This window comes from Embleya sp. NPDC008237 (genome assembly GCF_042956465.1).
Taxonomy (GTDB): Bacteria; Actinomycetota; Actinomycetes; order Streptomycetales; family Streptomycetaceae; genus Embleya.
The window spans coordinates 45,179-71,898 of sequence record NZ_JBIBGL010000009.1; the positions used below are offsets into that span (position 1 = coordinate 45,179).

Below are 26,720 nucleotides of genomic sequence, written 5' to 3' on the forward strand. Positions count from 1 at the left end.
CGTCCATCCCGAGGTGCCGGGAGTGGGGGAGGGGTGAGCCGGGTCGGGTTCAGCCGGTGTTGGCCCGTCGGCGCCGATGGAGGACGACGGCCCCGCCCGTGAGGGCGAGGGCCGCGCCGGAGCCGGCGAACAGCGGGGTGGAGGACGACGCTTCGTCCGTCGTGTGCCGGGGGCTGTAGCCGCTGGAGAACCCCTTCGTGTCGTACTCCGAGCCGGGTAGTTTGTCGGCGTAGCGGGCCTTGACCAGCTTCTGGTAGTCGCCGAGCGACACCGACGCCCGGCCGCCCAGCCCCTGCCGGGCCTGCTCGTTGAGCGGTTCGACGGTGTCGAGCCTGAGCTGGTACCAGCCGCGGAGTTGGGGTTCGGTGAAGACGAGGGTGCCCACGGTTGCCTTGCCCGCGTAGCCGGCGTCGCCGTCGCCGTCGCGGATGGCCGCCAGATGCCAGCCGCCGCCCTGGGTGGGGGCGAGCATGACGGTGGCGGTGCGGCCGTTGACGGTGGTGCTCAGCGAGGAGAGCAGGTTCGTCAGTTTGACGGCCTCGGTGGGCAGGGGCGGGGCCGTGCCCGCGACGAATCCGGCAGTGATCTCGTTCAGTGCCACCGGGTCCTTGATGGTGAACGCCGGGAGGCCCTGGCACGGTTCGGCTGTTTCGGGGATGGTCTGCACCGTCCCGGCGGTGCCGGAGGGGATCGGAGTGCTCAGGAAGCGGCAGACCGAGTCGCGGACGGCGGTGGACTTCACCGCGTCGAGGGCCGCCTGGTAGTCGGGGATGTCGGCCGGGAGCGGGTCCTTGGCCGGGGCCGCGTGGGCCGGGCCGGCGACGGACAACAGGACGGACGCGCTCGATGCGAGGACGACGGACAGACGGGAGAAGCGAAAGCCGGTTCGTTTGCCGGACGTTGTGGTGCCGATGGTGTCGCGCATGTCGCCTGCCTTAGCCGGAGATGCCGATGCGGGAGTGCGTCCACTTCGACGAGCTGTTGCTCACGTAGTCGGCGTAGTTCCACCACGTGTACGTGGCGGTGTCCGGCCATGGGTCGGCCACGGCGATCGTGTTGCGCGACGTGTCGAAGCCGTAGACCACGTTCATGTGGCCACCACCGGATGTCCACCCGATGCGGGCACCGACCGGCCGGGCCGCCTTGACCTCGGTGTACACCTGGTTGAACGTGGCGGCGCTGTTCAGGCCCGAGCCGGGGTGGGTCATGCCCAGGCTGTTCCAGCCCCTGGCCATGTCGTCGAGCGTGGCGGGTTGGTTGTTGCAGCCGTAGTAGGGCTGCGCGCGGGTGCAGAAGTCCGTCTGCGTGGAGCCGAAGCCCTGGAACTTGGCGATGGTCAGGCCGGAGGCGACCCAGCACCACTGGGTTTTCTCCTGCTTGTACATGGTGATGTTGTCCTGACCCGCTTCCGCGTGAGCAGGGCCTCCCGCGATCGCACACAATCCCAAGGCGGCCGGCACGATGGCCGTCGCCGCGATTCCGTACCTGAATCTGCCCATGTTGCTGCCTTCCCGTGACGAGACGAGCGGGGCGTTCTGGCACGGATATGACATCGCATCATGTTGAAGTCACATAGGGGTATTACGGCAATTTCATCCCAATAGGCTATTTGCCCGGTAATCGTATATGCACGCGATCTCTCGGGAGCGAGATGATGCGGGCATGGGTATCTCCGACGAACGTCGTGAAGTCCTGGTCGCCGGGGCGTACTTCGCCGACCTGATCTTTCGCGACCTGCCGGGCGAGGCGGCCGTGGGACGCGAGACGTTCGCCGGCGGCTTCGAAATGTTGCCCGGCGGCGCCTTCAATCCGGCATTGGCGCTGCACAGGCTGGGCAACGACGTGGTGTGGGCCACCGACTTCGGCGACGACGAGTTCAGCCGACACGTCCTGGCCGGGGCCCGAGCGGCGGGGTTGGACGAGTCCGGATTCCGCCACCACCCCGGGCCGCTGCGCAGCATCACGGTCGCGCTGTCGTACGCCGCGGACCGGGCCATGGTCAGCTTCCAGGACCCGTCGATGCCCCGCCCGGTGGACGAGTTGGCCCGTGCGTACCGGCCGCGGATCCTGGTCCTGCCCGAACTGCGGTACGGCCCGGGCGTGGCGGCGACACTGGGCGCGGTACGCGCGACGGGCGCGTCGGTCTTCATGGACTGCCAGGACGTTCCGGTCACGCTGGAGACGCCGACCGTGCGCGAAGTCCTGGCACAGGTGGACGTCTTCGCGCCCAACGTGGACGAGGCGCTACGGCTCACGGGGGCCGCCACGGCCGACGACGCGGTCGCGGCTCTCGGCGAACTGGTCCCCACGGTCGTGATGAAGCGCGGTGGACACGGCGCGATCGTCCTGCGGGACGGGCGTCGGTTCGCCGTTCCCGCGGTGCCGGTTCGGGTCGTGGACACCACCGGCTCGGGCGACTGCTTCAACGCCGGATTCATCCACGGCCTGCTCGCCGGCTGGGACATGACCCGGTGCCTGGCGGCGGCGGTGGCCTGCGGATCGGCGGCTGCCACCTCGCCCGGATCGCGCGGGGCCGTCACGGTCGGCGAACTGTCCGCGTGGCTCGCGATGGTCGAACCCGTGACGTCGATCTGAGCACGACAGCGCGCCGCCGTCGCCCGACCGCGCTCCGGAGCCCATGGGCGCATCCGGCTCCCCGGCCGGCAGGGACGCGCGGTTCGCGCACGGGGTATCTCGTGGCGTCCGTATCGAATGGGGGAGCGCCGGTGAGAGTCCTGGTCACCGATCTGGACGGTACGTTGTTGGGCGGGACCGACAGCGAGCGCCTTCGGCTGCGCCGGGTCCTGTCGCGCCACCCCGAGATCACGGTGGTGTTCGCGACCGGCCGCGCACTGCCCTCGGTGCGTCGGGTGCTGGACGATCCGCTCGTGCCCAGGCCGCGGTGGATCGTCGCCGACGTCGGGGCCACCGTGGCCGACGGCACGGACCTGAGCCCGGTGGCGGACCTGCAGTCCCGATTACGCGAGGGCTGGCCCGGTGCGGCCCGCGTCCGTGCGGCGCTCTCGGGGTTCCCCACCCTTGCCTACCAGGACGGAGTGGCCCAACAGGGACGGTGCTCGTTCGAGCTGCCCCCCCGAGGACCTGACCGGGGAACTCACGCGCGCGGTGGGCGCGCTGGGATGCTCGTGGGCGTACTCGGCCGATCGCTACTTCGACGTCCTGCCTCCCGGAGCGGGCAAGGGCGCCGCGGTGCGGGCGCTGGCACGGCGGCACGGATGGGCGTGGGACGACGTCCTGGTCGCCGGCGATTCGCTCAACGACCTGTCGATGTTCGAGATCGGCGCGCACGGTGTGGTGGTCGCCGGCTCCGAGCCCGGTCTGGACCGGGCGCTCGCCGGCGACGAGAAGGTGTACCGCGCCGAGCAACACGGCGCTGCCGGTATCCTCGCCGCACTCGCTCACCTGGGCTGGACGGAGCCCGGGCACGCGGTGGTCGTGGGCTATCACCGCCCGCCCCGGGAATGGACGTCGACCGGGTGGCGGCCCCCGGCCAGCCCGAACGGGATCCTGCCGACGCTGTGCGCGGTCCTGGGCACGGAACACGCGGACGCCCGCGACGTTTCGGCCCTGTGGGTGGCCGGATCGGTGGCCGGGTCGGTGGCCGGACAGACGCCGCCCGATCCGGAGCCGAGGGCCATCGGTCCCGGCCCCGGCCCCGCGCTGTCGCTGGAACCGTTCGACGTCTCGACGTGGTCGGCGTACTTCCACCGTGCCTGCAAGGAGACACTGTGGCCGGCGCTGATGTCGCAACCTGAACGCATCCGCTTCGACCACGCGGCCTGGGACCGGTACCGCACCGTGAACCGCCGCTTTGCCGAACACATCGCCGACCGGGCCGTGGAACGGGGCACCGTCTGGCTGCACGACTACAACCTGTGGCTCGTGCCGGGACTCCTGCGCGCACTGCGACCCGATCTGCGCACGGGCCTGTTCCACGACACACCGTTTCCCCCGGCGTCGGTCTTCGCCGCGCTGCCCGTCGCGGCCGAGGTGCGCGCCTCCGTGACGACGCTGGACTGGGCCGGATTCCAAACCGCACGTTTCGCCGCCAACTTCCGGGCCACACTGGGCAGGACCCGGATCACGCCGAGCGTGGGCGTGCACCCGTTGGGCGTCGACCGAGACGCGATCGACGCCCGGGTCCGGGCCAGAGCACCCCACTCGCCGTCCGCCGCGGTCCACGTGGTCCTCGCGGTCGAGCGCCTGGACTACGCCAAGGCCCCCGAGCGCAAGGTCGACGCCGTCGGCGCACTCCTCGCCTCCGCCCCGGACCTGCGCGGCCGCCTGCGCTTTCGCCTCGTATGCCCCCCACCGGAGCCCGGCATCGTCGTCCACGACGCGACCCGGGCCGCGCTCGAACACCGCATCGCCGACATCAACGACAGGTTCGGCAACACGACCTGGCAACCGATCGAGTACCACCCGCGAAACCTGCCCTTCGACGAGATCGTGGACCACTACCTCGCCGCGGACGTGTTCTGGGTGACATCGCTCCAGGACGGAATGAACCTCACCGCCAAGGAATTCGCCGCGGCGCAGTCCGCCGCGCACGGATCCGGGGTTCTGGTGCTCTCCCGCCACGCCGGCGCGGCCGAGGAACTGGCCTGCTGCGCCCTCCTGACGGACCCTCACTCGCCTACGGACCTCGTTCGGGTCCTGCGCCGGGCCCTGCGCATGCCCCGACGGGAGCGCCGCGCCCGCATGATGCGACTGGACGCGGCACTCGGCCACGACCACCCCCGCCACTGGGCGGCCGGGATCATCGCCGCCATCCGAGGCCACGCCCAACCGGCCCCCACCACCATCACCCTCCCGACCGGGCCGAGCCCGGGGCCGCGATCCGCGTGAACGACCTGCCCCCCGCGATCGTTCTCGCACCCCGCCTCACGACCTGCGGACGTGGAAGGTTAGTCTCGCCCCATCAGTTTTGAACGTGTTCAAAACTGATGGGGGCGGACTCCGCGACGAGGGGTGGTAGCGCGCATGGTGCACGACGTTTCGAGGACTTCCTTCCACCCGGACACTCCGCTCTGGCTCGGGCTCTTCTCCGTGGCCGGGTTGATCTGCTGCCTGACATGGATGCCGGCACCCTTCGCCGGCGTCGCCGGCGTCCTGATCGGCATCGTGAACGTCCGGGAGTCCCGACGGGAGCAAGTCGCCCGGACCCGCTCGCTGTTGGGCCTGGTCTGCTCGATCGTCGCCTGCCTGTTCTGGATCTGGGTGATCTGGTTCAGCGGCTCGATGGACTCCGGCCACAACTAAGGCCTGTCTGATAATGATCTTGTGGTGTCTCGGGGTGGGTTGACGGATGCGGCGTGGGTTCGGATCGAGCCGTTGTTGCCGGTGGTGGACGGTCGTGGTCGGCCGTGGCGTGATCATCGGCAGGTGATCGACGGGGTGTTGTGGCGGTTGCGGACCGGTGCCCCGTGGCGGGATGTTCCGGCGCGGTACGGGCCCTGGCAGACGGTGTACGAGCGTACTCGCGGTGGGAGGCGGACGGGACGTGGGCCGCCTTGTTGGATCACGTGCGGGTGCGGGACGACGCGGTCGGCCGGGTGGACTGGTCGGTGTCGGTGGACTCGACGGTCGTGCGTGCGCATCAACACGCGGCGGGGGCGCGGAAAAAGGGGTTGCGGACGGGGACGAACCGGGCGGCGTGGAGCGTGCGGCGGCGGGCCCGACGCCTGCGGCTCGCGAGGGTCTCGGCCGTTCGCGGGGCGGGTTGACGACGAAGCTGCATCTCGCGGTGGACGGGCGGGGGTTGCCGTTGTCGATCGTGGTCACCCCGGGGCAGGCCGGGGACGCGCCGGCGTTGGACGCGGTGCTCGCCGGGATTCGCGTGCCGCGGCTCGGTCCGGGTCGGCCGCGGGTGCGGCCGACCCGGCTGATTGCCGATCGGGCGTACTCCTCGCGGGCCATCCGTGCCCGGTTGCGGGCGGCGGGGGTGCGGGTGGTGATCCCCGAGCGGGCCGATCAGCGGGCGAATCGTCGTCGTCGGGGTCGAGCCGGCGGGCGTCCGCCGGCGTTCGACCGGGAGGCGTACCGCGAACGCAACGTCGTGGAGCGGTGTTTCGTCCGCCTGAAGCAGTTCCGGGCGATCGCCACGCGCTTCGACAAGCTCGCCGCCCGCTACACGGCGGGCGTCGTCCTGGCCTCACTGATCCTGCGGCTCCGCGAACCACAACCATGATCGTTTTGTCAGACAGGCTCTAGTCCGGGATCAACCCGCTGCGTCGAGCCAGCGCAACCGCCTCGGTGCGGCGGGACGCGCCGACCTTGGCCATGATGTTGGAGACGTGCACACTCGCGGTCTTGGCACTGATGAACAGTTCCTCGCCGATCTGCCGGTTGGTCCGGCCCTCGGCGAGCAACTGCAACACCTCCTGCTCGCGAGCGGTCAACATCGCCTCGCCTGTCGGCGCGGAGTCCGGATCGCCCAACCGCGCGCGCCGAACCGTCGCGTCCACCGCATCCCGCAGCGGCACCGAGCCCAGTCGATCCGCCGTCTCCCGCACCCGCCGCGCCAGGTCGGCCGCCTCGTCCCGGTGCCCCACCGCCACCAGTGCCTGGACCAGCCGCAGTTCGCTGCGCGCGCCCTCGAAGACGTTGCCGTAGCCGAATGCCTCGACCGTCTTCTCCCACAGCGCGACGTCCGCGTCACCGGAAACCCGCGACCACTCGGCTTCGGCGCGCAGCAACCAGGCGCGGCCCTCCGATCCGCTGCGTGGAAAGCGCCGACCGGGCCAACCGGGCGTGGTACGGGCCAGCTCGATGAACTCCTCTGCCGCCGCCACCTCTTGCCGCACGCCCTCGGCGTCGCCCGCCGCCCGCAGGTCGGCCACCGTGTCGCCGATCGCGGACAGCACCAGGGCGGACAGCCGGATACCAACGTCCGGGTAGGGGTTGCGCTCCTCGGCAAGTTCGCCCAGCAGGCGACGTGCCCAGTCGGCCGCGGCGCGGGAATCGCCGCGCCAGGCCGCCTCGTCGGTCAGCACCAGGCCGCCCACGAGCTTACCCATCCAGTTGAACGGCTTCGTCTCGAACAGGGTCCGCGCCTGCTCCACGACACCGGGTTCGCCGCGACCCAGCGAGACGTACAGTGCCGCGGCGGCGACGTGTCCGAAGGCCGACGGCACCGTCGAGGGCACCGCCGCCAGCGCGTCGTCCCAGCGGCCCAGCGTGTACAGGACTTGGGTGCGCAGGTAACGCATGTCGAGTGAATGAGGCGACGAGGACCTGGTGGTGCGACGGGCCAGTTCCAGGCCGTCGTCCAACCAGCGCAGGCTCTCCTCGAGTCGGCCGGACTCGAAGCTGCCCATGGCCAGGTTGAACAGCGCCCGGAGCTCGATCGTCGTGTTGCCCGCCCGGCGAGCCAACTCGCGTGCCTGGCTCAGCCGTTCCCGTCCCCCGGCGGATTGCCGAGTGTCCCACTCCAGGCCGGTCAGCGAGATGATCGCGTCGGCGAGGGCGTCGTCGGTACCCAGTTCCTCGGCGGCGGCCAACACCTGGCGACCGACCCGCCGGGCGGTTTCGTCGTCCCTGGAGTAGTACGCGGCCTGCACGAACGTGGTCGCCGCCCACAACCAGGTGCGCGATACCGGCTCGGCCGGGATCATCGCCAGTGCCTGGCGGCTGTACTCGAACGCGGCCTGCAGGTCGTCCACGCTCAGCAGACTGGAGGCGAGCGTGTAGCGGACGGTCACCGCGAGGTCGATGTCCGCGTTCGCGCCGAGTCGGTCCAGAGCGGTACGCGCGAACGCGACGGCACGGTGCGCCTCGCCGGCCCGGACCGCGGCCGCGGACGCGCGCAGCATCAGCGACACGTCGTCGGTGTCGGCCAACTCCCGCGCGTCGGGCACCGCGTCCCACACCTCCAGGGCCGCCTCCAACCGGCGCATCTCCTCGGCCGGCGCACCGACGCGCGCGGCGTGGTCGGCCGCCTCGATCGACGCGGAGAGCGCACCGGGCAGGTCGTGAGCGGCCCGGTGATGGTGGGCGCGCTCGGCGGCACTGCCCGCCCGCCGCTCCGGGTCGCCGAGCAGCCGCGCGAACACCCCGTGGATCCGCGCTCGCTCGCCCGGCAACAGGTCCGCGTACGCCGCCTCGCGGATCAGCGCGTGCCGGAACGCATAGGTGTCCCCTTCGGCGGCCACCAGCAGGTGCCGTCCGACCGCCTCGCGCAGCGCGGTGTCCAACTCGTCGTCGGGCAGGTCGACGGCGTCCCGGAGCAGCCCGTGTTCGACGCGGCGACCGGCCACGGCGGCGGTGCGGATCACCCGCTGGGCGGTGCCCGACATCTGCTCGATCCGGGTGAGCAGCACCTCGGCCAGGCCGCTGGGCACGCCGCCGGCCGTGGCATCGGTCGCGGCGCGCAACTCCTGCGCGTAGAACGCGTTGCCCTCGGCCCGCTCGACGATGGCCCGCACGGTGTCCTCGGGCAGCGGATCGGTGGCCAGGCCGCGGACCAGCCTGGCCACGTCCTCGTCGTCCATCGGCCGCAGATCCAACCGCCCGACGGAGGGCAGCCGAACCAACTCGGCCAACAGCGGACGCAGCGGGTGCCGCCGATGCAGATCGTCGGAGCGGTAGGAGACGAGCACGGTGAGTCGCTGGTACGCGGCGCCGCCCGGACGCTGGGGCAGCAGCCGGCTGAGCAGGAAGCGCAGCAGGTCGCGGGTCGACTGGTCGGCCCAGTGCAGGTCCTCGACCACGAGCAGTACGGGAGCCCGCTCGGCGAGGTCCCCGAGCAGCGCGGCGACGTCCTCCAACAACCGCAGCCGCACCCCGGCATCGGGCAGCGCGCCGGCATACTCCGCCGCTCCCCCGCCGGCCCGCAGCAGCCGCTCGACGGCCGGATGCGCGGCCACCACGTCGGCATACCGGGTATCGGCGTCCAGCCGGCGCAACACCTCGACGAACGGCAGATAGGGCAGCCCGACATCGCCGAGGTCGACACAGTGGCCGGTCAACACGGTCGTCCCCGCTGCGGCCGCCCGAGCAGCGGCCTCCGCCAGCAACCGGGTCTTGCCCACCCCGGCGTCTCCCGCCAGCAAAACGGCGTACGGATCCCCCGCCCGCCCCCGCGCCAACGCCTCGTCGAGCCGGGCGACCTCCTCGCCCCGCCCCACCAGCGCCACATCCCAGCCCACGTCAGTCACCGCGCAATCCTCACACGCACCGCCGACACAGGACATCCCACCTCAGCCACATGTTCCCGCACAAACCCCCGAAGCCGCCCTCACCATTCCCGCCCGCCCTGCCCCTCCGCCACCCCGAGTCGGGAACGCCACGGTGCCGGCGGGATCGAGTGTTCCCCGATGCGGATGGCCGCCTCCCGGTCACAGCGGGTGCGACCCCGGACGCGCGGAAGGCCACCGCGGGGGCGGTGGCCTTCCATCGTGCGGGACGAGCAGGGAGTTGTGATCGGCTCGGCTTCGAGTCGATCCGCGTGGAGGGGGAACGGCCGGTCCGGCTCGGACCGGTCGGGGCGGCGCCGCTTCGATCAGCTGTTGATCGTGTAGCTGTCGCCGTAGACCTTCCACTTCAGCGGGGGGTTGAGGTCGAGGTTGCCGGCCTTGAGGAAGACGCGCTGCTCGGTGTCGACACGGCTGGTGTCGCTGTGCGCGTCCTCGTGCTTCATCGCGACCTTGCGGGCGTCGAGGAAGGCGTTGAGGTAGGTGGTCTCGTTGCCGCCCTGGGCCGGCGGCTTGGCCTTCTTGAGTGCGTTGGCCCGGATCGAGCTGAAGCTGTCCCGGTCGCCACCGTCGCCGTGCATGACGATCGCGTCGTAGTAGATGAACTGGCCCAGTGCGCCCAGGCCGTCGGACTTGCCGCGGTTGACCGCCGGGTTGAAGTACACCCGGTCCCGCTCGTCGTCCTGGGCCTTGCGGAAGTCCGCGTCGCCGGCGGCGGTCGCCCAGGCCTTCTCGAACGAACTGCCCAGACCCGAATGCGAGTCCGTGCCGTTGACCTTGCGCAGTGCGGGCAGGTACTTGGCCAGCACGTTGCCCGGCTTGCGGGCGGTGTACAGCTCGACCAGGTCGAGCATGTCGCCGGTGCCGGAACAGAAGCCGATGATGCCGGCCGTGTATCCGCGCCCGTCGTCGATGTCCTCGATGTACTTGTACTGCGCCTTCCAGTCCAGGGAGGAGTTCTCCGCACTGGACACCAGTTGCATGGCGATGTCCTTCTTGTGCGGGTCGTCCAACCCGATCCGCGCGGCGGCCTGCTGGGTCACGCTGGTCGAATCCGACTGCGTGGCGCTCGTCGCAGCGTGGGCCAGCGGCCCGGGTGCGGCGATCAACAGTCCGGTTGCCACAAGCAGGGTCAACCGCTTGCGGTTTCGTCCGAGGTGAGATTGCACGTGCGTCTCCGTTCCGGCTCTACGGCCACGTTCGGGGGGCTCCGTGTCCATCCATTGTTAGGAAAGTTTCCTAACTAGGACGAGACACATTGAAGCACTGCCGGGTTCCGTCGCCAAGGGGGCCGAGAACATCTCCTGCAAACTGATGTGCCGTCATCCGGGTTGGTCACAAAGTGACCTGAGGACCGGTCAGGTTCGGAAGACGGCGCGCACCATCGAACCTTCCGACACCACGATCCGGCCCGCGCGGTCCCGGACGGAGACCCGGCCGGGCGTGCGACGCGCAGTGCGACGCGCAACCGTTCGCATTTCGGCCCACCGTCGCGCCAACCGGCCGACCGGCGACGTGAGTCCGACCACATCCACGCATTCCGGCGGCGACGAGAGCCGAGCCGCCGGTACGGTCGGCCGCGGCGGCGTACGGACAACCCGTTGGAGTCGGTGTCGGCCGGTATGCGGTGCGGTGTCCATGCCGAGCCGGAGGGGATCCGAATCGGCCGGGTAACCGGTTGATTACGGACTGATTCGGAAACGTTGGCAGCCAACCGAGCCGTCGCGTGGCAGCATCGTGGCATGGACGAGCATCCGCAGCCCGAAGTCGAGCCCGAGTGGCTCGACCACGACGACTTCGAACGGCTCATGGCCGAGGTTCTTCCGATCCCGGACGCACAGTTGCCGCCGCTCCCCGACAAGCGGGTCTACGAGCGCACCACCGGCGGAGACACCGGCTGATGATCAACCCGGTCGAGGTGTTGTCTGTCGGTGGCCGATGTCGGATGCGCGGGCGTTGGCTGCCGGCCCCGACCGCCGCCGCGAATCAGCGCCGGAACCCGGCCGAGTCGCCCATCGCGCCGGAGAGTTCGGCCTGATCCCGCGGCGGCGCGGCCGGCGGCGGACCGTGGGGCGAGCCGCCGACGGCACCCGCGGTCACAGCGGTGACGGATCACCCGGGCTGCCCGGAGCACCCTGATCACCCGGACGGTCCGGAGCACCCGGATCACCCACCACGACCGGGAGTTCACCGTAGCCGCGGAACAACAAGCGGTCGTGCCGGATCGCGCCGGGCGCGAGGGTGGCCGCCGGGAAACGGTCGAGCAGGCGGGGAAAGGCCACCGCCGCCTCCAGTCGGGCGAGCATGGCGCCCACGCAGAAGTGGATCCCGGCCCCGAAGCTCAACGAGCCGCTCTCGGCGCGCCACGGATCGAAGCGCTGCGGGTCGCGATAGCGCGCGGGATCCCGATTGGCGGCGGCGATCATCACCAGCACCTCGCCGAAGCGCGGTACCGGCACTCCGTCGATCGACAGACCGTCCCGAAGCGCGATCCGCGAGGTCAGCTGGATCGGCGGGTCGTACCGCAGCACCTCCTCGACGAAGTCGGCCGCCGGCAGGCTCCGGTCGGCCAGCGCGCCGCGCACGTCGGGATACTCGCCCAGCAGGGCGAGGCCGTTGCCGAGCAGATTCGTGGTGGTCTCGAACCCGGCCACCAGCAGAAGCACCAGATTGGCGACCAGTTCGGCGTCGCCGATCGCCTGCTCCGGGTCCTCGTCGCGCAGCCGTACCAGCGCGCCGATCAGATCCTCGCGCGGCCGAGCCCGACGCTCGGCGACCAAATCGGCGAAGTAGCCGCCGAGTTCGTGCGCGGCCCGATCCGCCGCGTGCGTATCGGTGTCGGCCGACATGAACTCCAGGACCCTGGTCAGCTCGTGGGCGGGGTGCCGGAACCGATAGCGGTCCTCCTCCGGGACCCCGAGCAGTTCGCAGATCACCCCGACCGGGAGCGGAAAGGCGAACCGATCCATGAAGTCGACGGGTGCGCCCTCCCGGCCCGACTCGGCCATCCCGACCAGGAGGCGGTCCACGGCGCGCGTGATGGCCGGTTCCAGCGCGGCGACCCGGCGCGGGGTGAACACGGCCGCGATCGGCCCGCGCAGCCGGGTGTGTACCGGTGGGTTGCTGTGCAGGATCGACCGGCCGAACAGCTCCCACGACGGGGCTTCCGGCCCGTCGCCGAACACCGCCGTGCTCGCCTCGTGGTCCATCATGCCGAACCCGCGATCACGCAGCACCCGATCGGCCGCCGCGTAGCCGTTGACCAGCACGAGCGTGTCGGTCACCGGCACTACGGGGCCGAGTTCGCGGGCCTGTTCGTACAGTGGGTAGGGGTTCGCCCGAGTCTGCGGGGCGGTGAGCCGGTCGACGATCGCGGATGCATCCATGCGTTGCCCTCTCGTCCCGATCACGGGCCGTCACCGGCCGCCTGCCATCCGGTCAACCATTCACGGCCGTAGCGGAGTTCCCGCACACCCGAACCGATACGAGAACGAACTCCGGTACGAACCGGGCGACCTCACGGCGCCCCGGACGCAGGCGGGGGCCGAACGTGTTCGACTCCCTGCGCCCGAACCATGCCTGCCGCGTGAAGGGGTCACTCGGCGGGCCGGGTGTGCTCGCAGGGGTTTGCCGGGGTTCGGTCGTCGGGGGCCCAGCGGTGGATGGCGGCTGCCGCGGTCAGCCCGACAGCGCCTGGTGGCGCTGTCGCATCCGGTCCGGCTACGCCTGGCGCGCACGCTCGCGCGCGGCTCGCACACCACCGGCGAACTGGCCTCGGCCTGGGAACTGTCCGCACCCGAGGTCTCCCGACACCTGGCCGTACTGCGCAAGGCCGGGCTGCTGAAGATGCGGCGGCGCGGCCGGTACGTGCACTACGACCTGGACACGTCGGCGACGGCGGCGCTGGGCGCGGACCTGATGGCGGCGATGCTGCGCCGAGACGCCCCGCCCGAAGCGGATCCGGTACCGCCGCCGGGCAGGGCATCTCGTCCGACCGTTCGTACCCGGGACGCCGACTCCGGCCGAGGCCGTGGCGGCTGCCTCTACCGCCGTCGCTGCGGTTACCGGGTCAGGCCGGTGGGGTCGTCCGGTCGAGCGGGGGGACGGTCGCGGCGTCGTCGAGGGTGGCTTCCCGGCTGGTTCGCAGCGCTCCGTGCAAGGTGGCGTCCGGGCCCAATATGCCTTGTGCGATGGTCGGTTCGAGGTGCGGGGCGACCGCGCGGCGGCCCGCCAGGACGGCGTCGATACCGGGGGTCAGCCACGCGACCCAGGTCGCCAGGTAGCCGCCGAGGATCACCTCGCCCGGGTCCACCAATCCCGAGATCGCCAGCACCGCCGCGCCCACCGAGCGGCCCGCGACCGCCAGCGCGTCGGTCGCGCGCGGGTCGCCGGCGCGCAATCGGCGGTCGAGTTCGGCCAGGGCCGCGTCCACCCCGTCCCGCGCGGCCAGGTCGGCGAGTCCGGCGGCGGCGGTCAGCGGCTCGGGCCCGACGTACATGGCCAGGCATCCGCGCGCGCCACACGGACAGTCGGGGCCGTCGAACGCGAGCGGGATGTGGCCCACTTCGCCGGCCATACCATGCGTACCGGTATGCATCCGGCCGTCGACCACCAGACCGCCGCCGACACCGGTGTCGGCCTTGATGTACGCGGCTGCGCAAGGGAGTTCGCCACCCCGGTCGGCGCGGGCGTGGTACTCGGCCAGGGCCGCGACGTTCGCGTCGTTGACCACGTCCAGTGGGCAGGCGAGGTCGGGCAGGTGCGCCAGCACCAGCGCGCGCAGGTCGGTCCGCGACCAGCCGAAGTCGATCGCGGCGGCAACGGTGTGCCCGGCCCCGGTCACCGGTCCCGCCATCGCGATCACCACCCGGGCCAGATGCGCATCGGGCCGGGCTCGGACCACGGCCTCGGCCCGTTCGATCTCGCGAGCGAGCACCTCGGCCAGCGGCTCGGGGTCGCCGAACGGCGCACGGTGCGGTACCGACGCACGATGCGCCACCGCGCCGGCCAGGTCCGCGGCCATCACCTCGACCCGCTCCAGCGTCACCTGCAGCGCGATCGCCACCACGCGCCCCGGCACCAGGCGCAGCAGCCGACGCGGCCGGCCCCGACCCCCGGAGGACATGGAGCCGACCTCGGCCACCAGGCCGCGCCCGATCAGGTCGGCGGCCAGGGCGGTGACCGACGCATGTACCAGGCCGGTGGCCGCCGCGACCTCGGTACGCGCGCAGGGACCGTGCGCGGCGATCTCGCGCAGCACGAGGGCCACGTTGTGGCGTCGGACCGCGGCGGTGTCGGTGGGGGTGTTCACCCACCGATTCTGCCCCAGCCCGATCCGGCCACCTCCGGGTGACGCCGAGAGCCGGGCCGCCGGGCCACGGCCCGGGGCTCGGCACCGGGCCCGAGCAGCCCTCGGTAGCCGATTCCGGCTTCGGCGACGCCGGCTCAGGCCGGGGCGGGCAGCCGGATCGAGGCGAGTTCGACCGGGTCGACGACGATACGGATCCCGGTGATCCGGCCTTCGGTGACCGTGAAGGCGATGACGGACAGCGGGGTTCCGTCGGGGCGCCAGGACATGTGGCCGGGGATGCCGTCGAGCAGCACGCGTCGGTGGCGGGCGACCTCGCCGGAGAACATCCGGGCACCGGCGGCGACCCTGGTGGCGCCGAGGGTGACCACCACGCCGTCGGCGGTGTCGACGGTCAGCTTCACGTTCGGGTCGAGGACACGCAGGAGCGCTTCGAAGTCGCCGCCGAGGGCGGCGGCCTGGAATGCCCGGACGGCCTCCCGGTGCTCGCGACCGGGGCCCGCCGGCCGATCCGCGGCTCGGACCTTCCGGCGGGCGCGGCTGGCGACCATCTTGGTGGCATCGGCGGATTTGCCCAGGATCCGGCCGATTTCCTGAAACGGGACCGCGAACATGTCGTGCAGGACGAACGCCACACGCTCGCTCGGGGTGAGCGAGTCGAGCACGACGAGCAGGGCGAGGCCGACCGAATCGGCCAGCGCCACCTGCTCGTCCGGCGCGGGGTCGTCGTCGGGCAGCACCACGAGGTTCGCGAACTCCTGCCCGTAGCCGACTTCGGGGCGGGCTTGCCGGGACCTGAGGAGGTCCAGGCTGATTCGGCCGACCACGGTGGTCAGCCAACCCGCCAGGTTGCCGATGGTCGCCTCGTCCTGACGGACCAGGCGCATCCAGGCTTCCTGGACCACGTCCTCTGCGTCGGCGTGCGAGCCCAGCATGCGGTGCGCGACGGCGCGCAGCCGATCGCGCTGGGCTTCGAACGCCTCGGTCACGAAGCCGGACGGGTCGGCGGTCACGGCTGTCGCTGCTGACGGAGCGAGACCCGGTTGCCGTCCGGATCCACCGCCTCGACGCGGATCCCGAACGGATAATCCACGGGCTCGGATTCCTCGAAGTCGACGCCACGCCCGCGCATGATCTCGAAGTCCTTTCGCAAATCGTCGGATTCGAGAATCAGCGGACCGGGCGCGGCCTCCCGGCCCACGTCGGCCGGCTGTCCCGCGGCCGCCGGATGCGACCACAGGATGATCTGCACCGGGCTGTCGGGAACGCCGACGGTGAGGAAACGTCCGTCGGGCCCCGGGAAGTCGATCCGCTTCTCCAGGCCGAGCCCCTCCGTATAGAACGCCAGCGCGCGGTCCTGATCGGTGACGTAGATCGTCGTGTACATGATGTTGGTCAGCATCCGGTTCTCGATTCACTCGTTGGTGTGACGACCGTTCGGATTCGGTCTTCGCATCTACGACGGATGCCGACGCGAGAAGGTAACAGGACCGGTTCGCCGGAGCGGGCCGACGACCCCGCAGCCGCCGGAAGGCCGCCGACGTGACGACTCCGCGCCACCGCGGGGCGGCGGGGCGAGCGCCTCGCGCTCGCTGCGGGCCTCGGGCCTCGGGCCTCGGGATCCGCGACCTCGGTCGACGCGGTCGACGTGATTGCCTCGGATGCTCAACCAAAGCAATTTTTTCAACTCTTGTAATATATATCGGGCGAGGTCGATACTCAGCCATGCAACCGCAGGGAACGCTCGGGCCTCACCCCCGCGCCGACCGCCAGATTCCTCCGCGCAAAGGATGACCCGTGTCCCAGCAGCCGCTCGTCACCACCACCCTGGGCCCCGTCCAAGGGTTCTGGCAGGGCCGGTCCGCCCGCTTCCTGGGCATTCCGTACGCCAAGCCCCCCGTCGGCGACCTGCGCTTCGCCGCGCCCGAGCCCCCCGAGGCGTGGACCGAGCCGCTGGCGGCCACCGCGTACGGTCCCACCGCCCAGCGCCGCACGTTCGGTGACGGGCCGACGATCATTCCGGAGCCGTCGATCCCCGGCGACGACGTACTCGGCGTCAACGTGTTCACCCCGAACCCGAGCCCGGACGCCGCACTGCCGGTACTGGTCTGGATCCACGGCGGCGGCTTCGTGGCCGGCTCCGCGGCCAGCCCGTGGTACGACGGCGCCGCGTTCAACCGGGACGGCGTGGTGCTGGTCTCGCTCGGCTACCGCCTGGGCATCGAGGGCTTCCTGCACCTGGAGGGCGCTCCCGACAACCGGGGCGTCCTGGACTGGATCGCCGCGCTGCGCTGGGTCCGGGACAACATCGCGGCCTTCGGCGGCGATCCGGCCAAGGTCACCATCGCCGGCCAGTCGGCCGGCGGCGGCGCGGTGCAGACGCTGATGGTCACGCCGTCCGCACACGACCTCTTCCGGGCCGCGATCTCGGTCTCCGGCGCGGTGATGGAACCCCAGAGCCGCGCGGCCGGCCTCGCCGTCTCCGAACTCTTCACCTCCCGCACCGGCCTGCCCGCGACCGTCGCCGCGCTGCGCGACCTCTCGCACGACGAGATGCAGCGCCTTCAGGACCTGGTCACCGCACCCGAGGAGGGCGCCGCCGCACTGCCCGGCCTGCTGCTGGCGCCGTTCACCGACGGCGAGTCGATCCCCGAGGACGTACACGCCGCGTTCCGGGACGGCTCGGCCGCACCCGCGCCGCTGATGCTCGGCGCCACGCATCACGAGTTCAACGCCGCCGTCGAATTCGGCATGCCGGACGCCCCGATCGAGGCCGCCGTCGACATCCTCGGCTCGGTCGGCCTGCCGCCGGAGGGCATCGAGGCGTACCTCGCCCTGCACGACGGCGCGACCCCCGCCCAGGTGATCGGCCAGGCGCTCACCGACAGCCTGTTCCGCGCCACCGCGGTCTCCATCGCCGAGGCCCGCACCGACCGGGAACTGCCGACCTGGCTGTACACCTTCGAATGGCTCTCCTCCGCGCCCGTGTTCGGCGGCAAGGCGTTCCATTGCCTCGACCTGCCCTTCGCCTTCGACCTGCTGGCCGCCGAGGGAGCGGAGAACGCAACCGGCCCCGACGCACCCCAGAAGCTGGCCGACGCGATGCACGGCGCGTGGGTCGCCTTCATCCGCGACCTCGACCCGGGCCCCCAGTGGCCGCGCTACACCCGGGCCCACCGCGACACGATGGTCTGGGACACCACCCCCCGGGTCGCCCCCGACCCCCTCGGCCCCGAACGCCGAATCTGGACCACCCGCCGCACCCCGACCGTGTGAGCCGAACGGCGCCCCCGCCGGGCCGCGAACCGCGGGGCGGCGGCCCGGCATCGGGGGGGTGCCAACCGACCCGAACCGATGGACACGCCCGCCCCGTACGAGCGGTCCCGATCCGGGCACTCGGTGCCTACCGGTCGATGCGCGTGCGCCACGGCAGACCACCGGGGCCTACGCCTGGACGTCGAGCCAGTCGCGGTAGGTCGGGCCGGCGAGGGTGGCGTGCGGGGAAGGGAGCAGTGCGCCGTTCTCGAAGATGTCGCGGTCCGGGTTGGCCGGGTCGCTCACCTCTTCGATGCGGACGTCGAGGCCGCGTCGGGCCAGTGCCAACTCGGCCATCGCGGCGAGGTTCTCCTCGCGGGGGCCGGCTACCTCCGCGAACGGGGTGCCGGGCGACTCGGTCACCGGCCCGTCGCCGGTGGCCAGGTCGACCAGTGCTTCCGCGACGGCGCGGGCGGCGATCAGCTGGGTGCGCATCCTGGGCACGTAGCAGACGTCGCCCTGGATCCCCCAGCTCGCGAGCTCCGCCACGAACTCGTGGAACTGCGCCGCGCGCAGGATCCGAACCGGCAACGGACCGGCCAGCACGGCCTGTTCGTGGGCAAGCTTGGCCGCGTTGTAACCCGCGATCGAGGCATCGATGCCGATGATCGAGGCCACCACCATACGATTCACGCCGGCCTTGACGCCCGCCTCGTGCAGGTTGCGCGCCGAGGTGGTGAAGAACTCGGTGGCCTCGTGCTGTTCCGGCGACGGTGTGCTGGACACGTCGATGATGCATTCGATGCCGGTCAGCGCCGCTTCGAGACCTTCGCCGCTGATCACGTCCACACCGATGGACCGGGAGATCGGGACAGCCTCGTACCCACGCTCCCGAAGCACGTCCACGACATGCCGCCCGGCCCGCCCGGTCGCTCCGACGACGGCGATCCTCGAACGAGTCTCCATGGTTCTCTCCCTCTACGACGGTGTGCGATCCCCAGCCCGGCGGCACCGGATTGCGTCGACACAGCCCTGACGGACCCCGGCCCGAAGATGTGACAGCCGGGGGTGGGAAACCTCGATCCGGAACTCTTCGAAGCCCGGTACACGAAAGCCGCGACCCGCTCCGGGCCACCGGCACATCCATGGGTCGGTCCGTCGATCCGCCAATCCGTCGATCGGTCGGTCCGTCGCGCCGTCGTCACCCGCCGACCTCCGGCCCTCCGGCAGCGACAGGCGCAGCGCCGCGCAGCCACCAGGCGACCAGGCGACCGGTTGACTACCGCTTCAGTTTAGTTGTACAACCTATAATGATTGTACAGAAGTAATGATTGGAGTGATTGCATGGCGTTCACCGGGACCGGTCGGCACGGAAAACTCCTCGTTCTGTTCACCTGTTGCCTGAGTCTGTTCATCGTCGGGCTCGACAACACGATCCTGAACGTGGCTCTACCATCCATTCGGAGCGACCTGAACGCCTCGGTCTCCCAACTGCAATGGACCATCGACGCCTACACGTTGGTGCTGGCCTCCCTGCTCATGGTGGCCGGCTCGACGGCCGATCGCATCGGTCGGCGTCGGGTCTTCCAGACCGGACTCGTGTTGTTCGCGGCAGGCTCGGCATTGTGCGGTCTGGCGCCGGGACTCGGGTGGTTGATCGCGTTCCGGGTGGTCCAGGCCGTCGGTGGGTCGATGCTCAACCCGGTCGCGATGTCGATCATCACCAACACCTTCACCGAGCCCCGCGAACGCGCTCGCGCCATCGGCGTGTGGGGTGCGGTGGTCGGAATCGCCATGGCGCTCGGGCCGGTCGTGGGCGGCGCGCTGGTCGACTCGGCGGGCTGGCGGTCGGTGTTCTGGATCAACCTGCCGGTCGCGCTCGCCGCCATCGTGCTCAGCGCGCTGTACGTGCCCGAGTCCAAGGCGGCGCATCCCAGGCGGGCGGATCCGGTCGGCCAGTCGCTCGTGTTCGCGTTCCTGTTGTCGCTCGCCTACGCGATCATCGAGGGCCGCGCGGCGGGGTGGTCCTCGCCGCTGATCCTCGCGCTGTTCGCCCTCGCCGCGGGCTGCCTGACCGGACTGCTGTACTGGTCGCCGCGGCGTGCGGAACCGCTGATCGACCTGCGCTTCTTCCGCAGCGTGCCATTCGCGGGCTCGACCGTGATCGCGGTGTGCACGTTCGCGTCGATGTCCGGATTCCTCTTCCTGAACACGCTCTACCTCCAGGACGCGCGCGGCTACTCGCCGACCGAGGCGGGCCTGCGTACGCTGCCGATGGCGCTGATGACGGTCGTGTTCTCGCCGATCTCCGGACGGCTGGTCGGGCGGGTCGGCCCGCGCGTACCGCTGATCGCGGCCGGCCTCGCCATCGCGGCGAGCGCGGCGTTGCTGGTCGGGCTGGCCGACGACACCTCCACCGTGCGGATGGTGGCCGCGTACAGCCTGTTCGGCATCGGCTTCGGGCTGGTCAACGCGCCGATCACGAACACCGCCGTGTCCGGCATGCCGCGTGCCCAGGCGGGAGTGGCCTCGGCGATCGCGTCGACGAGTCGCCAGGTCGGCCAGTCCTTCGGGGTCGCGGTGGTCGGCACCACCATGGGGTCCGTCCTGTCCGCACCCGGCGGAGCCGGTCTGGCCGCCGCGACGCACACCGGATGGTGGATCGTGCTGGGCTGCGGCGTCTCGGTCGCGGGCCTCGGTATGCTCACCACGGGCCGCTGGGCCCTGCGCACGGCCGAACGCACGGGCGCGGAACTGATGCCCGCGGCGCCGCCCGCCGGGACGCCGAGGACGACGGACGTGAGGCAATGACCGGTTCCCCGGCACACGACGCGGCGAGCGACGCCCCCTCGGACGCGGCGGGACGCGTCTGGACCGGAATGCGCGTCCTCGTCCTGGAGCGCCACGACCGCCGCCGCGAGGTCGTCGAGGCCACCGGACTGAGCTTCATCCGGGTCAAGGCGCTGCGGCGGATCGCCACCGGTCCGCTGTCGATGCGCGAACTGGCCGCCGGGCTGTCCACCGACAAGCCGTACACGACGCTGGTCGTCGACGACCTCGAACGCCGCGGGCTGATCGAACGCACCGTCCATCCCACCGACCGCAGACAGCGGATGCTGGCGGCGACCGCACAGGGTCTGCGGGTGGCGCGGACCGCCCGCGAAATTTTGGACAACCCCCCGGAATTCCTGCGCAACCTCCCCCCGGCGGACCTGGCCGCACTGGACCGAGTGATCACCGCTCTCGTCGACGCGGACCACGCTGCGGAATAGCGCATCCCCACACCGGCTTCGGCACCGGCACTCGTGACCGTGACCGCGAGCCACTCGCCGCCATCCGCCGACGGGTTCCGCCGACCGGCGCTCGGACCGGGCGAGTCCGCGGACCCCACGAATCGGCGGAGCGGCTCGGCAGGCAGGATGGGGTGCCATGACAGAGAACACGGCCCCCGTATCCGCCCTGCTCGTCGTCGACGTGCAGATGGCCTTCGTCACCGGCGCCGGCGCGGTACCGGATGCGGAGCGCGTGGTGGAACGGGCCGCCATGTTGATCGCCCGGGCCCGGGCGAGTGGTGCGCTGGTGGTGCATCTCCAGAACGACGGGCCGGTCGGCGCGGACGACGAGACCGGCACGCCCGGGTGGGAATTGCGGCTGCCGGTGGAGGCCGGCCCCCGCGAGGTGGTGATCCGCAAGACCGAGGACGACGGCTTCGACGGTACGCCGCTGGCCGACCTGCTGACCCGGGCGGGCGTGGCGGGTGTGTCCGTGTGCGGGGTGATGTCCGAGATGTGCGTGGGCGCGACCGCGCGGGCCGCGCTGGAACGGGGCTACCGGGTGGTGCTGCCGCACGACGCCCATGCCACGTACGACATCCCGGCCGCGCCCGGCATCAGCGCGGCGGTACCGGCGCCGATGGTCTCGCGCGTGGCCGAATGGGCGCTGGGCGACGAGGTCGAGATCGTCGCACACGCCGAGGACGTGTCCTTCACCGCCGCGGGAGCCGCGGAAGCCGCCGCTCGGCCCGCCGAAGAAACCCGGGACCCGGCGTAGTTCACACCCGGGCTTTCGCGGCGCCCCACGCTCTCGACCGACGCTCGTCGACGCGATGCGACGCGACGCGACGCGGCACGGCACGGCACAAGACGGCACGGCACGGCACAAAGCTGAGGGCCTTTGGCGGAGCCGGCGCTTCGGTTGCTCCGGTTGGCCTCAAGCGCCGGCCGGGCTGAGTTCGGCGGCCTCGGGCCCGACCGGGCCGAGGTCGGCCTCCGGCCCGGCCGGGCCAGGGGGTTCGGCCGACATCACGCGTCGGTCGCTCTGGGGTGGCCTCGAACGCGGGCCGGGCCGGGCCGAGGTTGCGGAACTCGGGGGCTCGATCGAAACGAATCGGGGCCGGTACCCGCCCGGTTGTTCGCATGCCGGCCGGGGTCCTCTTCGGGCCCGGCCGGCGGTCGGGGGTTGTTCAGGCCGAGTGGGTCAGGGTTGCCCGTTCCACGGCGTGGGCGAAGGGGATGCCCTGGGTGTAGCGGTCGAGTTCGTCCAGGGCCAGGGCGACCATGCGGCGCAGTTCGCCGCCGAGGGAGCCGGCGATGTGCGGGGTCAGGAGCACGTTGGGCAGATCGTAGAGCGGCGAGGCGGCCGGGAGTACGTCCGGTTCGGTGACGTCGATGACCGCGTCGAGGCGGCCCGCGACCAGTTCCTCGGTGAGGGCGTCCTGGTCCACGAGGGAGCCGCGGGCGGTGTTGATCAGCGTCGCGCCGTCCCGCATCAGCGCGAGCCGGCGGCGGTCCAGGAGGTGCCGGGTGGACTCCAGTTCGGGGGCGTGCACGCTGACCACGTCCGAGCTTCGCACCAGTTCGTCCAGATCCACGCTGCGCGCGCCCAGTGCCTCCGCCTGATCGGCGGTCACGTACGGGTCGTGCAGCAGCAGTTCGAAATCGAACGGGCGGAGCAGTTCGAGCACCCGGCGGCCGATCCGGGAGGCGCCGACGATGCCGATGGTGCGTCGGTAGTTGCCGAACCCCGGGAATCGCGCGTCCCAGTCCACCAGGCGCCGTTCCGCGCGGTAGGCGTCCCGGATCCGCAGCACCCGCTTGTTGGCGAACAGCACGGCGGCGACGGTGTATTCGGCCACCGGCAGGGCGTTGGCGGCGGCGCCCGAGGAGACGATCAGGCCGCGTTCCCAGGCGGCGTCGGTGAGGTGGTGTTTGACCGAGCCCGCCGCGTGGACCACCGCGCGCAGTCGCGGCGCCCGAGCCAGCACCGCGGCGTCCAGGCGGGCGCTGCCCCAGCAGGTGAACAGGACTTCCGCCTCGGCCAGCGCCGCGGCGGCCTCGGGACGGTCGAAGTCGTCGACGATCAGGTCGAGATCGACGTCGGCCAGCGCGTCGAGCCGCTCGCGGGCCTCGGCGTCCAGGATGCGTGCGGCCACTGACGGGTCCATCGCGAGCAGGAGTCGGGGCCGGTGCCGCGCCGGCGCGGACGTACCGGCGGGGGACTCGAATCGGGTGGTGCCGTTGGTCACTTGACGCTCCCCGCGGATAGGCCCGCACGCCAGTGGCGCTGGAGCGAGACGAAGGCGACGACCAGCGGGACCACGGCCATCAGCGATCCGGTGATGACCAGCGGATAGAACTCCGGGTACGCGTGCGCGTTGGTGTTCCACGAGTACAGGCCCAGGCTGACCGGGTACAGCTTCTGGTCGGAGAGCATCACCAGGGGCAGGAAGAAGTTGTTCCAGATCGCGGTGAACTGGAACAGGAAGATGGTCACGAAGCCCGGCATCATCATCGGCATGGCGACCGAGAAGAAGGTCCGGATCTCGCCGGCGCCGTCCATCCGGGCGGCTTCGAGCACCTCGCCGGGGATGTATCCGGCGCTGAACACCCGGGCCAGGTAGACCCCGAACGGGTTGACGATGACCGGGATGAACACCGCCCAGAAGGTGTTGACCAGGCCCACCTTGGACGCGAGCAGGTACAGCGGCAGCGCGACGGCGGTGGTGGGCACGAGCACGCCCAGCAGCACCCCGCCGAACAGCTTCTCCTTGCCGGGGAAGTCGAACTTGTCGAACGCGTAGCCGGCCAGCACGCTGATGAACGAGCCCAGCGCCGCGCCGACGCCGGCGTAGAGCAGGCTGTTGAGGTACCAGTGCCAGTAGATGCCGTCGCCCTCGGTGCCGACGGCCTTGACGTTCTCGGTGAAGTGGAAGCCCTCGAAGGCGAAGCCGTCGCCGCCGAACAGGCCGCCCATGTCCTTGGTCGCGGCGATCAGCAGCCAGGCCAGCGGCAACATCATGTAGAGGGTGACCAGGACCAGGGCACCGTTGACGGCGACCTTGCCCATCAGCGCCTCGGTGGCGCGAACCTTGGCGCGCGGGCGGCGGGCGGGCTTGGTTGCGGGTGGGCGGGTCGGCGCGGGCGCGTCGGCCGCGACCCCGTCCGGCTGCTGCACGGTGGTGCTCATGCGGTCCTCCGTCCGGACGACAGGCGGGTGACGCCGAACGACAGCGCCGCGGCGAACACGGCGAGCAGCACCGAGGCGGCCGCCGCGAGGCCGAAGTCGTTGGCGCGGAAGGCGGCCGAGTAGGCGTACATGTTGGGTGTCCAGGAGCTGCCCACGGCGGGATTGGCGTCGCTGAGGATGGACGGTTCGGTGAACAGTTGCAGCGAGCCGATGATGGTGAACAACATCGTCATCGCGACGGCGGCGCGGATCATCGGGATCTTCACCGAGACCGCGATGCGCACCGGTCCGGCGCCGTCCACGGTGGCGGCCTCGACCACCTCGCGCGGGATCGCCTGGAGCGCGGCGTAGAAGATGATCATGTTGTAGCCGATCCACTCCCACGTGGCGATGTTGACGATCGAGAACAGCGCGGTGTCCGAGGCCAGGAAGTCCCAATGCAGGCCGCCGGATTCGAGCAGTTCCACGACCGGGCTCAGGCCCGGGGTGTAGAGATAGACCCAGATCAGCGCGGCGATGATGCCCGGGACCGCGTGCGGCAGGAACAGGGCGAGTTGGAAGAACCGGCGGGCCCGGGCGAGCGCCGAGTCCAGCAGGAGCGCCAGCGCGAGGGCGGTGCCGACCATCACCGGGATGTACAGGAGGCAGTACAGCCCGATCGCGACGAACCCGTCGCGGAACTTCTCGTCACCGAGCGCGTCGGCATAGTTGCCGAAGCCGCTGAATACGCGTCTGGTGCCGCCGAAGCCCAGGCCCGAGGTCTTCTCGGTGAACAGGCTGAGCCAGATCGCGTAGCCGATCGGCACGACCATGGTGGCGATGAACAGCACGTAGAACGGGGTCAGGAACAGCGCGGCGGTGGTCTTCCGGCGCCGGCGTCCGGCGCGCAGGGATGTGTTCATGGAACTGCTTCCTCGTGGCGGTCCCCCGGTGCGGGCGGCGCGGGGCGCCGGGGGCCTGCGGATCACGGGCCGACGGGCGGCCGCGCAGGGCTGGTGCCGTGGCCGGGAACGTCGCCGGTTCCCGGTCACGGCACCAGTGGTCAACTCTTGACCGAGATGCCGCGCTTCTTCAGGTCCTCGACGGTGCTCCGCTGGGCCTCCTCCAGGGCGCCCACGATGCTGCCGCCGCTGGAGAGCTTGCCGAACTGGTCCTTGAGGATGGTGTTGGTCTGGGTCATCGACGGGCCCCAGGTCCAGCCGCCGCCGATCCTGCCGGTCGCCTCGGTGAACAGCGGGTAGATGTCCTGCTTGCCGAAGTAGCCGGTGTCGAAGAACTGCGCTGCGACGGGCACCAGCTCGGTGGCGGCGGGGTAGGCGCTGGAGGTGCCGGAGGCGATCCGCGCGGAGATGCCCTCCTTGGTGGTGGTCATCCACTCGATGAAGGTGAGCGCGGCCTTGCCCTTCTTGCTGTCCTTGCTCACCGCGAAGGTCGAGCCGCCGAGCATGCCGTTGGAGGGGGTGCCCCAGTCCGGCAGCGGCGCGACCGCCCACTTGCCGGCCAGGTCGGGCTGGCTGCTCTTGAGGACACCCGCGCTCCACGAGGCACCGACGATGCCGACCGTGCCGCCGCTCTTGAGGTCGGCGTTCCACTGCTGGCTGAACGAGGGCTGCACGCGCACCAGGTCGTCGGAGACGAGCTTGTTCCAGTACTCGCCGACCTTGCGCGCGTTCGGGTCGGTCAGCGAGACCTTCCAGGCGTCGCCCTCGGTGCCGAACCACGCGCCGCCGGCCTGCCAGGTCAGCCCGGCCATGGTGCTGGGGTCGTCCGGGTAGAAGGTGCCGATCCGGGCGTTCGGGTCGGCCTTCTTGACCTGCTCGGCCGCGGCCCGGTACTCGTCCCAGGTCTTGGGCACGGCGATGTTGTGGTCGGTGAAGAAGTCCTTGCGGTAGTACAGCGCCATCGGTGCGGCGTCCAGCGGCACCGCCCAGGTCTTGCCGCCGAGTTCGGTCAGCTTGTTGACCGACGCGGGAAACTTCGACTTGAGGCCGGACACCTTCGACGTGAGGTCCTGCACGGCCCCCTGGCTGACGAAGTCCGGCAGTTGCGGGTACTCGATGGTCAGCACGTCGGGGGCGTTGCCCGCCTTGACCGCGTTGGCCATCTTCGCGTAGCCGCCCGCGTTGCCGGAGGGGATCTGCTCGTACTTGACCTGGATGTCGGGATGCGACTTGTTGAACGCGTCCACGACCTCCTGGGTGCCCTTGGTCCAGGACCAGAAGGTGAGCTCCTGCTTCTGGCCCGGGGCGCCGCCGGGGGCGGCGGGGGCGGCTCCGGCGTCCTTCTTCTTGTCGTCGCCGCCGCCACAACCGGTGACGAGGCTCAGGGCGGTGACTATGCCGACGAGAGCCGTGCCGAGTCTGATGGATGTGCGCTGCATGGACGCTCCTGGGTCGAACCTGCATCGAAGGCGATAGCGAGCATCATTCGGTCAGGAGCGAACAGCGTCAAGAGCAAATGAACAATCGATGAAAAAC

Annotated in this window: 21 protein-coding genes and 3 pseudogenes; 11 read left to right on the forward strand and 13 right to left on the reverse strand. The window is 71.1% G+C overall.

The genetic code is table 11. The annotated features are described in order from the left end of the window. Positions 1-49: 49 nt before the first annotated feature. Positions 50-925 carry a hypothetical protein gene (locus tag ACFZBU_RS23450; protein WP_391585566.1) on the reverse strand — a complete coding sequence of 292 codons (876 nt, stop codon included), beginning with the start codon at positions 923-925 and terminating at the stop codon, positions 50-52. Positions 926-935: 10 nt separating this feature from the next. After that, the gene (locus ACFZBU_RS23455) at positions 936-1,499 is read right to left on the reverse strand and encodes a papain-like cysteine protease family protein (protein ID WP_391585567.1); all 564 of its coding nucleotides are present in this window, start codon (positions 1,497-1,499) and stop codon (positions 936-938) included. Between the two features lie 163 nt (positions 1,500-1,662). Between ACFZBU_RS23455 and ACFZBU_RS23460 the strand changes: the two genes are divergently transcribed. The 5 genes and pseudogenes from ACFZBU_RS23460 to ACFZBU_RS23480 all read left to right on the forward strand — a co-directional run bounded on the left by ACFZBU_RS23460 (position 1,663) and on the right by ACFZBU_RS23480 (position 6,211). After that, a complete protein-coding gene (locus tag ACFZBU_RS23460) occupies positions 1,663-2,595 on the forward strand; it encodes a carbohydrate kinase family protein (protein ID WP_391585568.1) in 933 nt (310 codons plus the stop codon). A 131-nt stretch (positions 2,596-2,726) separates the two neighbouring features. Continuing rightward, a pseudogene (locus ACFZBU_RS23465) lies at positions 2,727-3,035 on the forward strand (HAD family hydrolase); the annotation flags it as partial. A gap of 4 nt (positions 3,036-3,039) precedes the next feature. Continuing rightward, positions 3,040-4,869: a trehalose-6-phosphate synthase gene (locus ACFZBU_RS23470; protein WP_391585569.1), complete on the forward strand. Its 1,830-nt coding sequence runs from the start codon at positions 3,040-3,042 to the stop codon at positions 4,867-4,869. A 135-nt stretch (positions 4,870-5,004) separates the two neighbouring features. Further along, positions 5,005-5,283 (forward strand): hypothetical protein, encoded by a 279-nt coding sequence (locus ACFZBU_RS23475; protein ID WP_391585570.1) that lies wholly within the window; start codon positions 5,005-5,007, stop codon positions 5,281-5,283. 21 nt (positions 5,284-5,304) lie between these two features. Continuing rightward, a pseudogene (locus tag ACFZBU_RS23480) lies at positions 5,305-6,211 on the forward strand (IS5 family transposase). A gap of 19 nt (positions 6,212-6,230) precedes the next feature. On the opposite strand, the gene ACFZBU_RS23485 reads toward ACFZBU_RS23480, so the two are convergent. Continuing rightward, a complete protein-coding gene (locus ACFZBU_RS23485; RefSeq protein WP_391585571.1) occupies positions 6,231-9,215 on the reverse strand; it encodes an AAA family ATPase in 2,985 nt (994 codons plus the stop codon). Positions 9,216-9,523: 308 nt separating this feature from the next. Then, the gene (locus ACFZBU_RS23490; protein WP_391585873.1) at positions 9,524-10,339 is read right to left on the reverse strand and encodes a chitosanase; all 816 of its coding nucleotides are present in this window, start codon (positions 10,337-10,339) and stop codon (positions 9,524-9,526) included. 618 nt (positions 10,340-10,957) lie between these two features. Here ACFZBU_RS23490 and ACFZBU_RS23495 point away from each other — a divergent pair. Beyond that, positions 10,958-11,116 carry a hypothetical protein gene (locus ACFZBU_RS23495; protein WP_391585572.1) on the forward strand — a complete coding sequence of 53 codons (159 nt, stop codon included), beginning with the start codon at positions 10,958-10,960 and terminating at the stop codon, positions 11,114-11,116. A gap of 195 nt (positions 11,117-11,311) precedes the next feature. Here the strand turns inward: ACFZBU_RS23495 and ACFZBU_RS23500 are convergent, their stop codons facing one another. Beyond that, positions 11,312-12,601 (reverse strand): cytochrome P450, encoded by a 1,290-nt coding sequence (locus ACFZBU_RS23500; RefSeq protein ID WP_391585573.1) that lies wholly within the window; start codon positions 12,599-12,601, stop codon positions 11,312-11,314. 304 nt (positions 12,602-12,905) lie between these two features. Here ACFZBU_RS23500 and ACFZBU_RS23505 point away from each other — a divergent pair. Then, positions 12,906-13,151: pseudogene (locus ACFZBU_RS23505) on the forward strand (ArsR/SmtB family transcription factor); the annotation flags it as partial. A 133-nt stretch (positions 13,152-13,284) separates the two neighbouring features. Here the strand turns inward: ACFZBU_RS23505 and ACFZBU_RS23510 are convergent. From ACFZBU_RS23510 to ACFZBU_RS23520, 3 genes are all read right to left on the reverse strand, one after another. Continuing rightward, positions 13,285-14,526 carry an ROK family protein gene (locus tag ACFZBU_RS23510; RefSeq protein WP_391585574.1) on the reverse strand — a complete coding sequence of 414 codons (1,242 nt, stop codon included), beginning with the start codon at positions 14,524-14,526 and terminating at the stop codon, positions 13,285-13,287. Between the two features lie 134 nt (positions 14,527-14,660). Beyond that, the gene (locus ACFZBU_RS23515) at positions 14,661-15,536 is read right to left on the reverse strand and encodes a sigma-70 family RNA polymerase sigma factor (protein WP_391585575.1); all 876 of its coding nucleotides are present in this window, start codon (positions 15,534-15,536) and stop codon (positions 14,661-14,663) included. Continuing rightward, a complete protein-coding gene (locus ACFZBU_RS23520; protein WP_391585576.1) occupies positions 15,533-15,925 on the reverse strand; it encodes a VOC family protein in 393 nt (130 codons plus the stop codon). The genes ACFZBU_RS23515 and ACFZBU_RS23520 overlap by 4 nt, the downstream gene beginning before the upstream one ends. 395 nt (positions 15,926-16,320) lie before the next feature. Here ACFZBU_RS23520 and ACFZBU_RS23525 point away from each other — a divergent pair, with 395 nt between their 5' ends. Then, complete coding sequence (locus tag ACFZBU_RS23525) at positions 16,321-17,799, forward strand: carboxylesterase/lipase family protein (RefSeq protein ID WP_391585577.1); 1,479 nt, start codon at positions 16,321-16,323, stop codon at positions 17,797-17,799. A gap of 168 nt (positions 17,800-17,967) precedes the next feature. On the opposite strand, the gene ACFZBU_RS23530 is transcribed toward ACFZBU_RS23525, so the two are convergent. Further along, positions 17,968-18,744, reverse strand: coding sequence for an SDR family oxidoreductase (locus ACFZBU_RS23530; RefSeq protein ID WP_391585578.1), 777 nt, complete (start codon positions 18,742-18,744; stop codon positions 17,968-17,970). A gap of 378 nt (positions 18,745-19,122) precedes the next feature. On the opposite strand from ACFZBU_RS23530, the gene ACFZBU_RS23535 reads away from it, so the two are divergent. The 3 genes from ACFZBU_RS23535 (at position 19,123) to ACFZBU_RS23545 (ending at position 21,828) form a co-directional block, all read left to right on the forward strand. Then, positions 19,123-20,589 (forward strand): MFS transporter, encoded by a 1,467-nt coding sequence (locus ACFZBU_RS23535; RefSeq protein WP_391585579.1) that lies wholly within the window; start codon positions 19,123-19,125, stop codon positions 20,587-20,589. Then, positions 20,586-21,050, forward strand: a complete 465-nt coding sequence (locus ACFZBU_RS23540) for a MarR family winged helix-turn-helix transcriptional regulator (RefSeq protein ID WP_391585580.1) — start codon at positions 20,586-20,588, stop codon at positions 21,048-21,050. Before ACFZBU_RS23535 ends, ACFZBU_RS23540 begins: the two co-directional genes overlap by 4 nt. A 157-nt stretch (positions 21,051-21,207) precedes the next feature. Next, entirely contained in the window at positions 21,208-21,828 is a 621-nt protein-coding gene (locus ACFZBU_RS23545; RefSeq protein ID WP_391585581.1) for an isochorismatase family protein, read from the forward strand. A gap of 412 nt (positions 21,829-22,240) precedes the next feature. On the opposite strand, the gene ACFZBU_RS23550 is transcribed toward ACFZBU_RS23545, so the two are convergent. From ACFZBU_RS23550 to ACFZBU_RS23565, 4 genes are all read right to left on the reverse strand, one after another. Next, positions 22,241-23,221: a hydroxyacid dehydrogenase gene (locus tag ACFZBU_RS23550; RefSeq protein WP_391585874.1), complete on the reverse strand. Its 981-nt coding sequence runs from the start codon at positions 23,219-23,221 to the stop codon at positions 22,241-22,243. Between the two features lie 77 nt (positions 23,222-23,298). After that, positions 23,299-24,243 (reverse strand): carbohydrate ABC transporter permease, encoded by a 945-nt coding sequence (locus ACFZBU_RS23555; protein WP_391585582.1) that lies wholly within the window; start codon positions 24,241-24,243, stop codon positions 23,299-23,301. After that, positions 24,240-25,145, reverse strand: a complete 906-nt coding sequence (locus ACFZBU_RS23560) for a sugar ABC transporter permease (protein ID WP_360317097.1) — start codon at positions 25,143-25,145, stop codon at positions 24,240-24,242. The genes ACFZBU_RS23555 and ACFZBU_RS23560 overlap by 4 nt, the downstream gene beginning before the upstream one ends. 140 nt (positions 25,146-25,285) lie before the next feature. Further along, positions 25,286-26,623, reverse strand: coding sequence for an ABC transporter substrate-binding protein (locus ACFZBU_RS23565; RefSeq protein WP_391585583.1), 1,338 nt, complete (start codon positions 26,621-26,623; stop codon positions 25,286-25,288). Between the last annotated feature and the right edge of the window lie 97 nt (positions 26,624-26,720).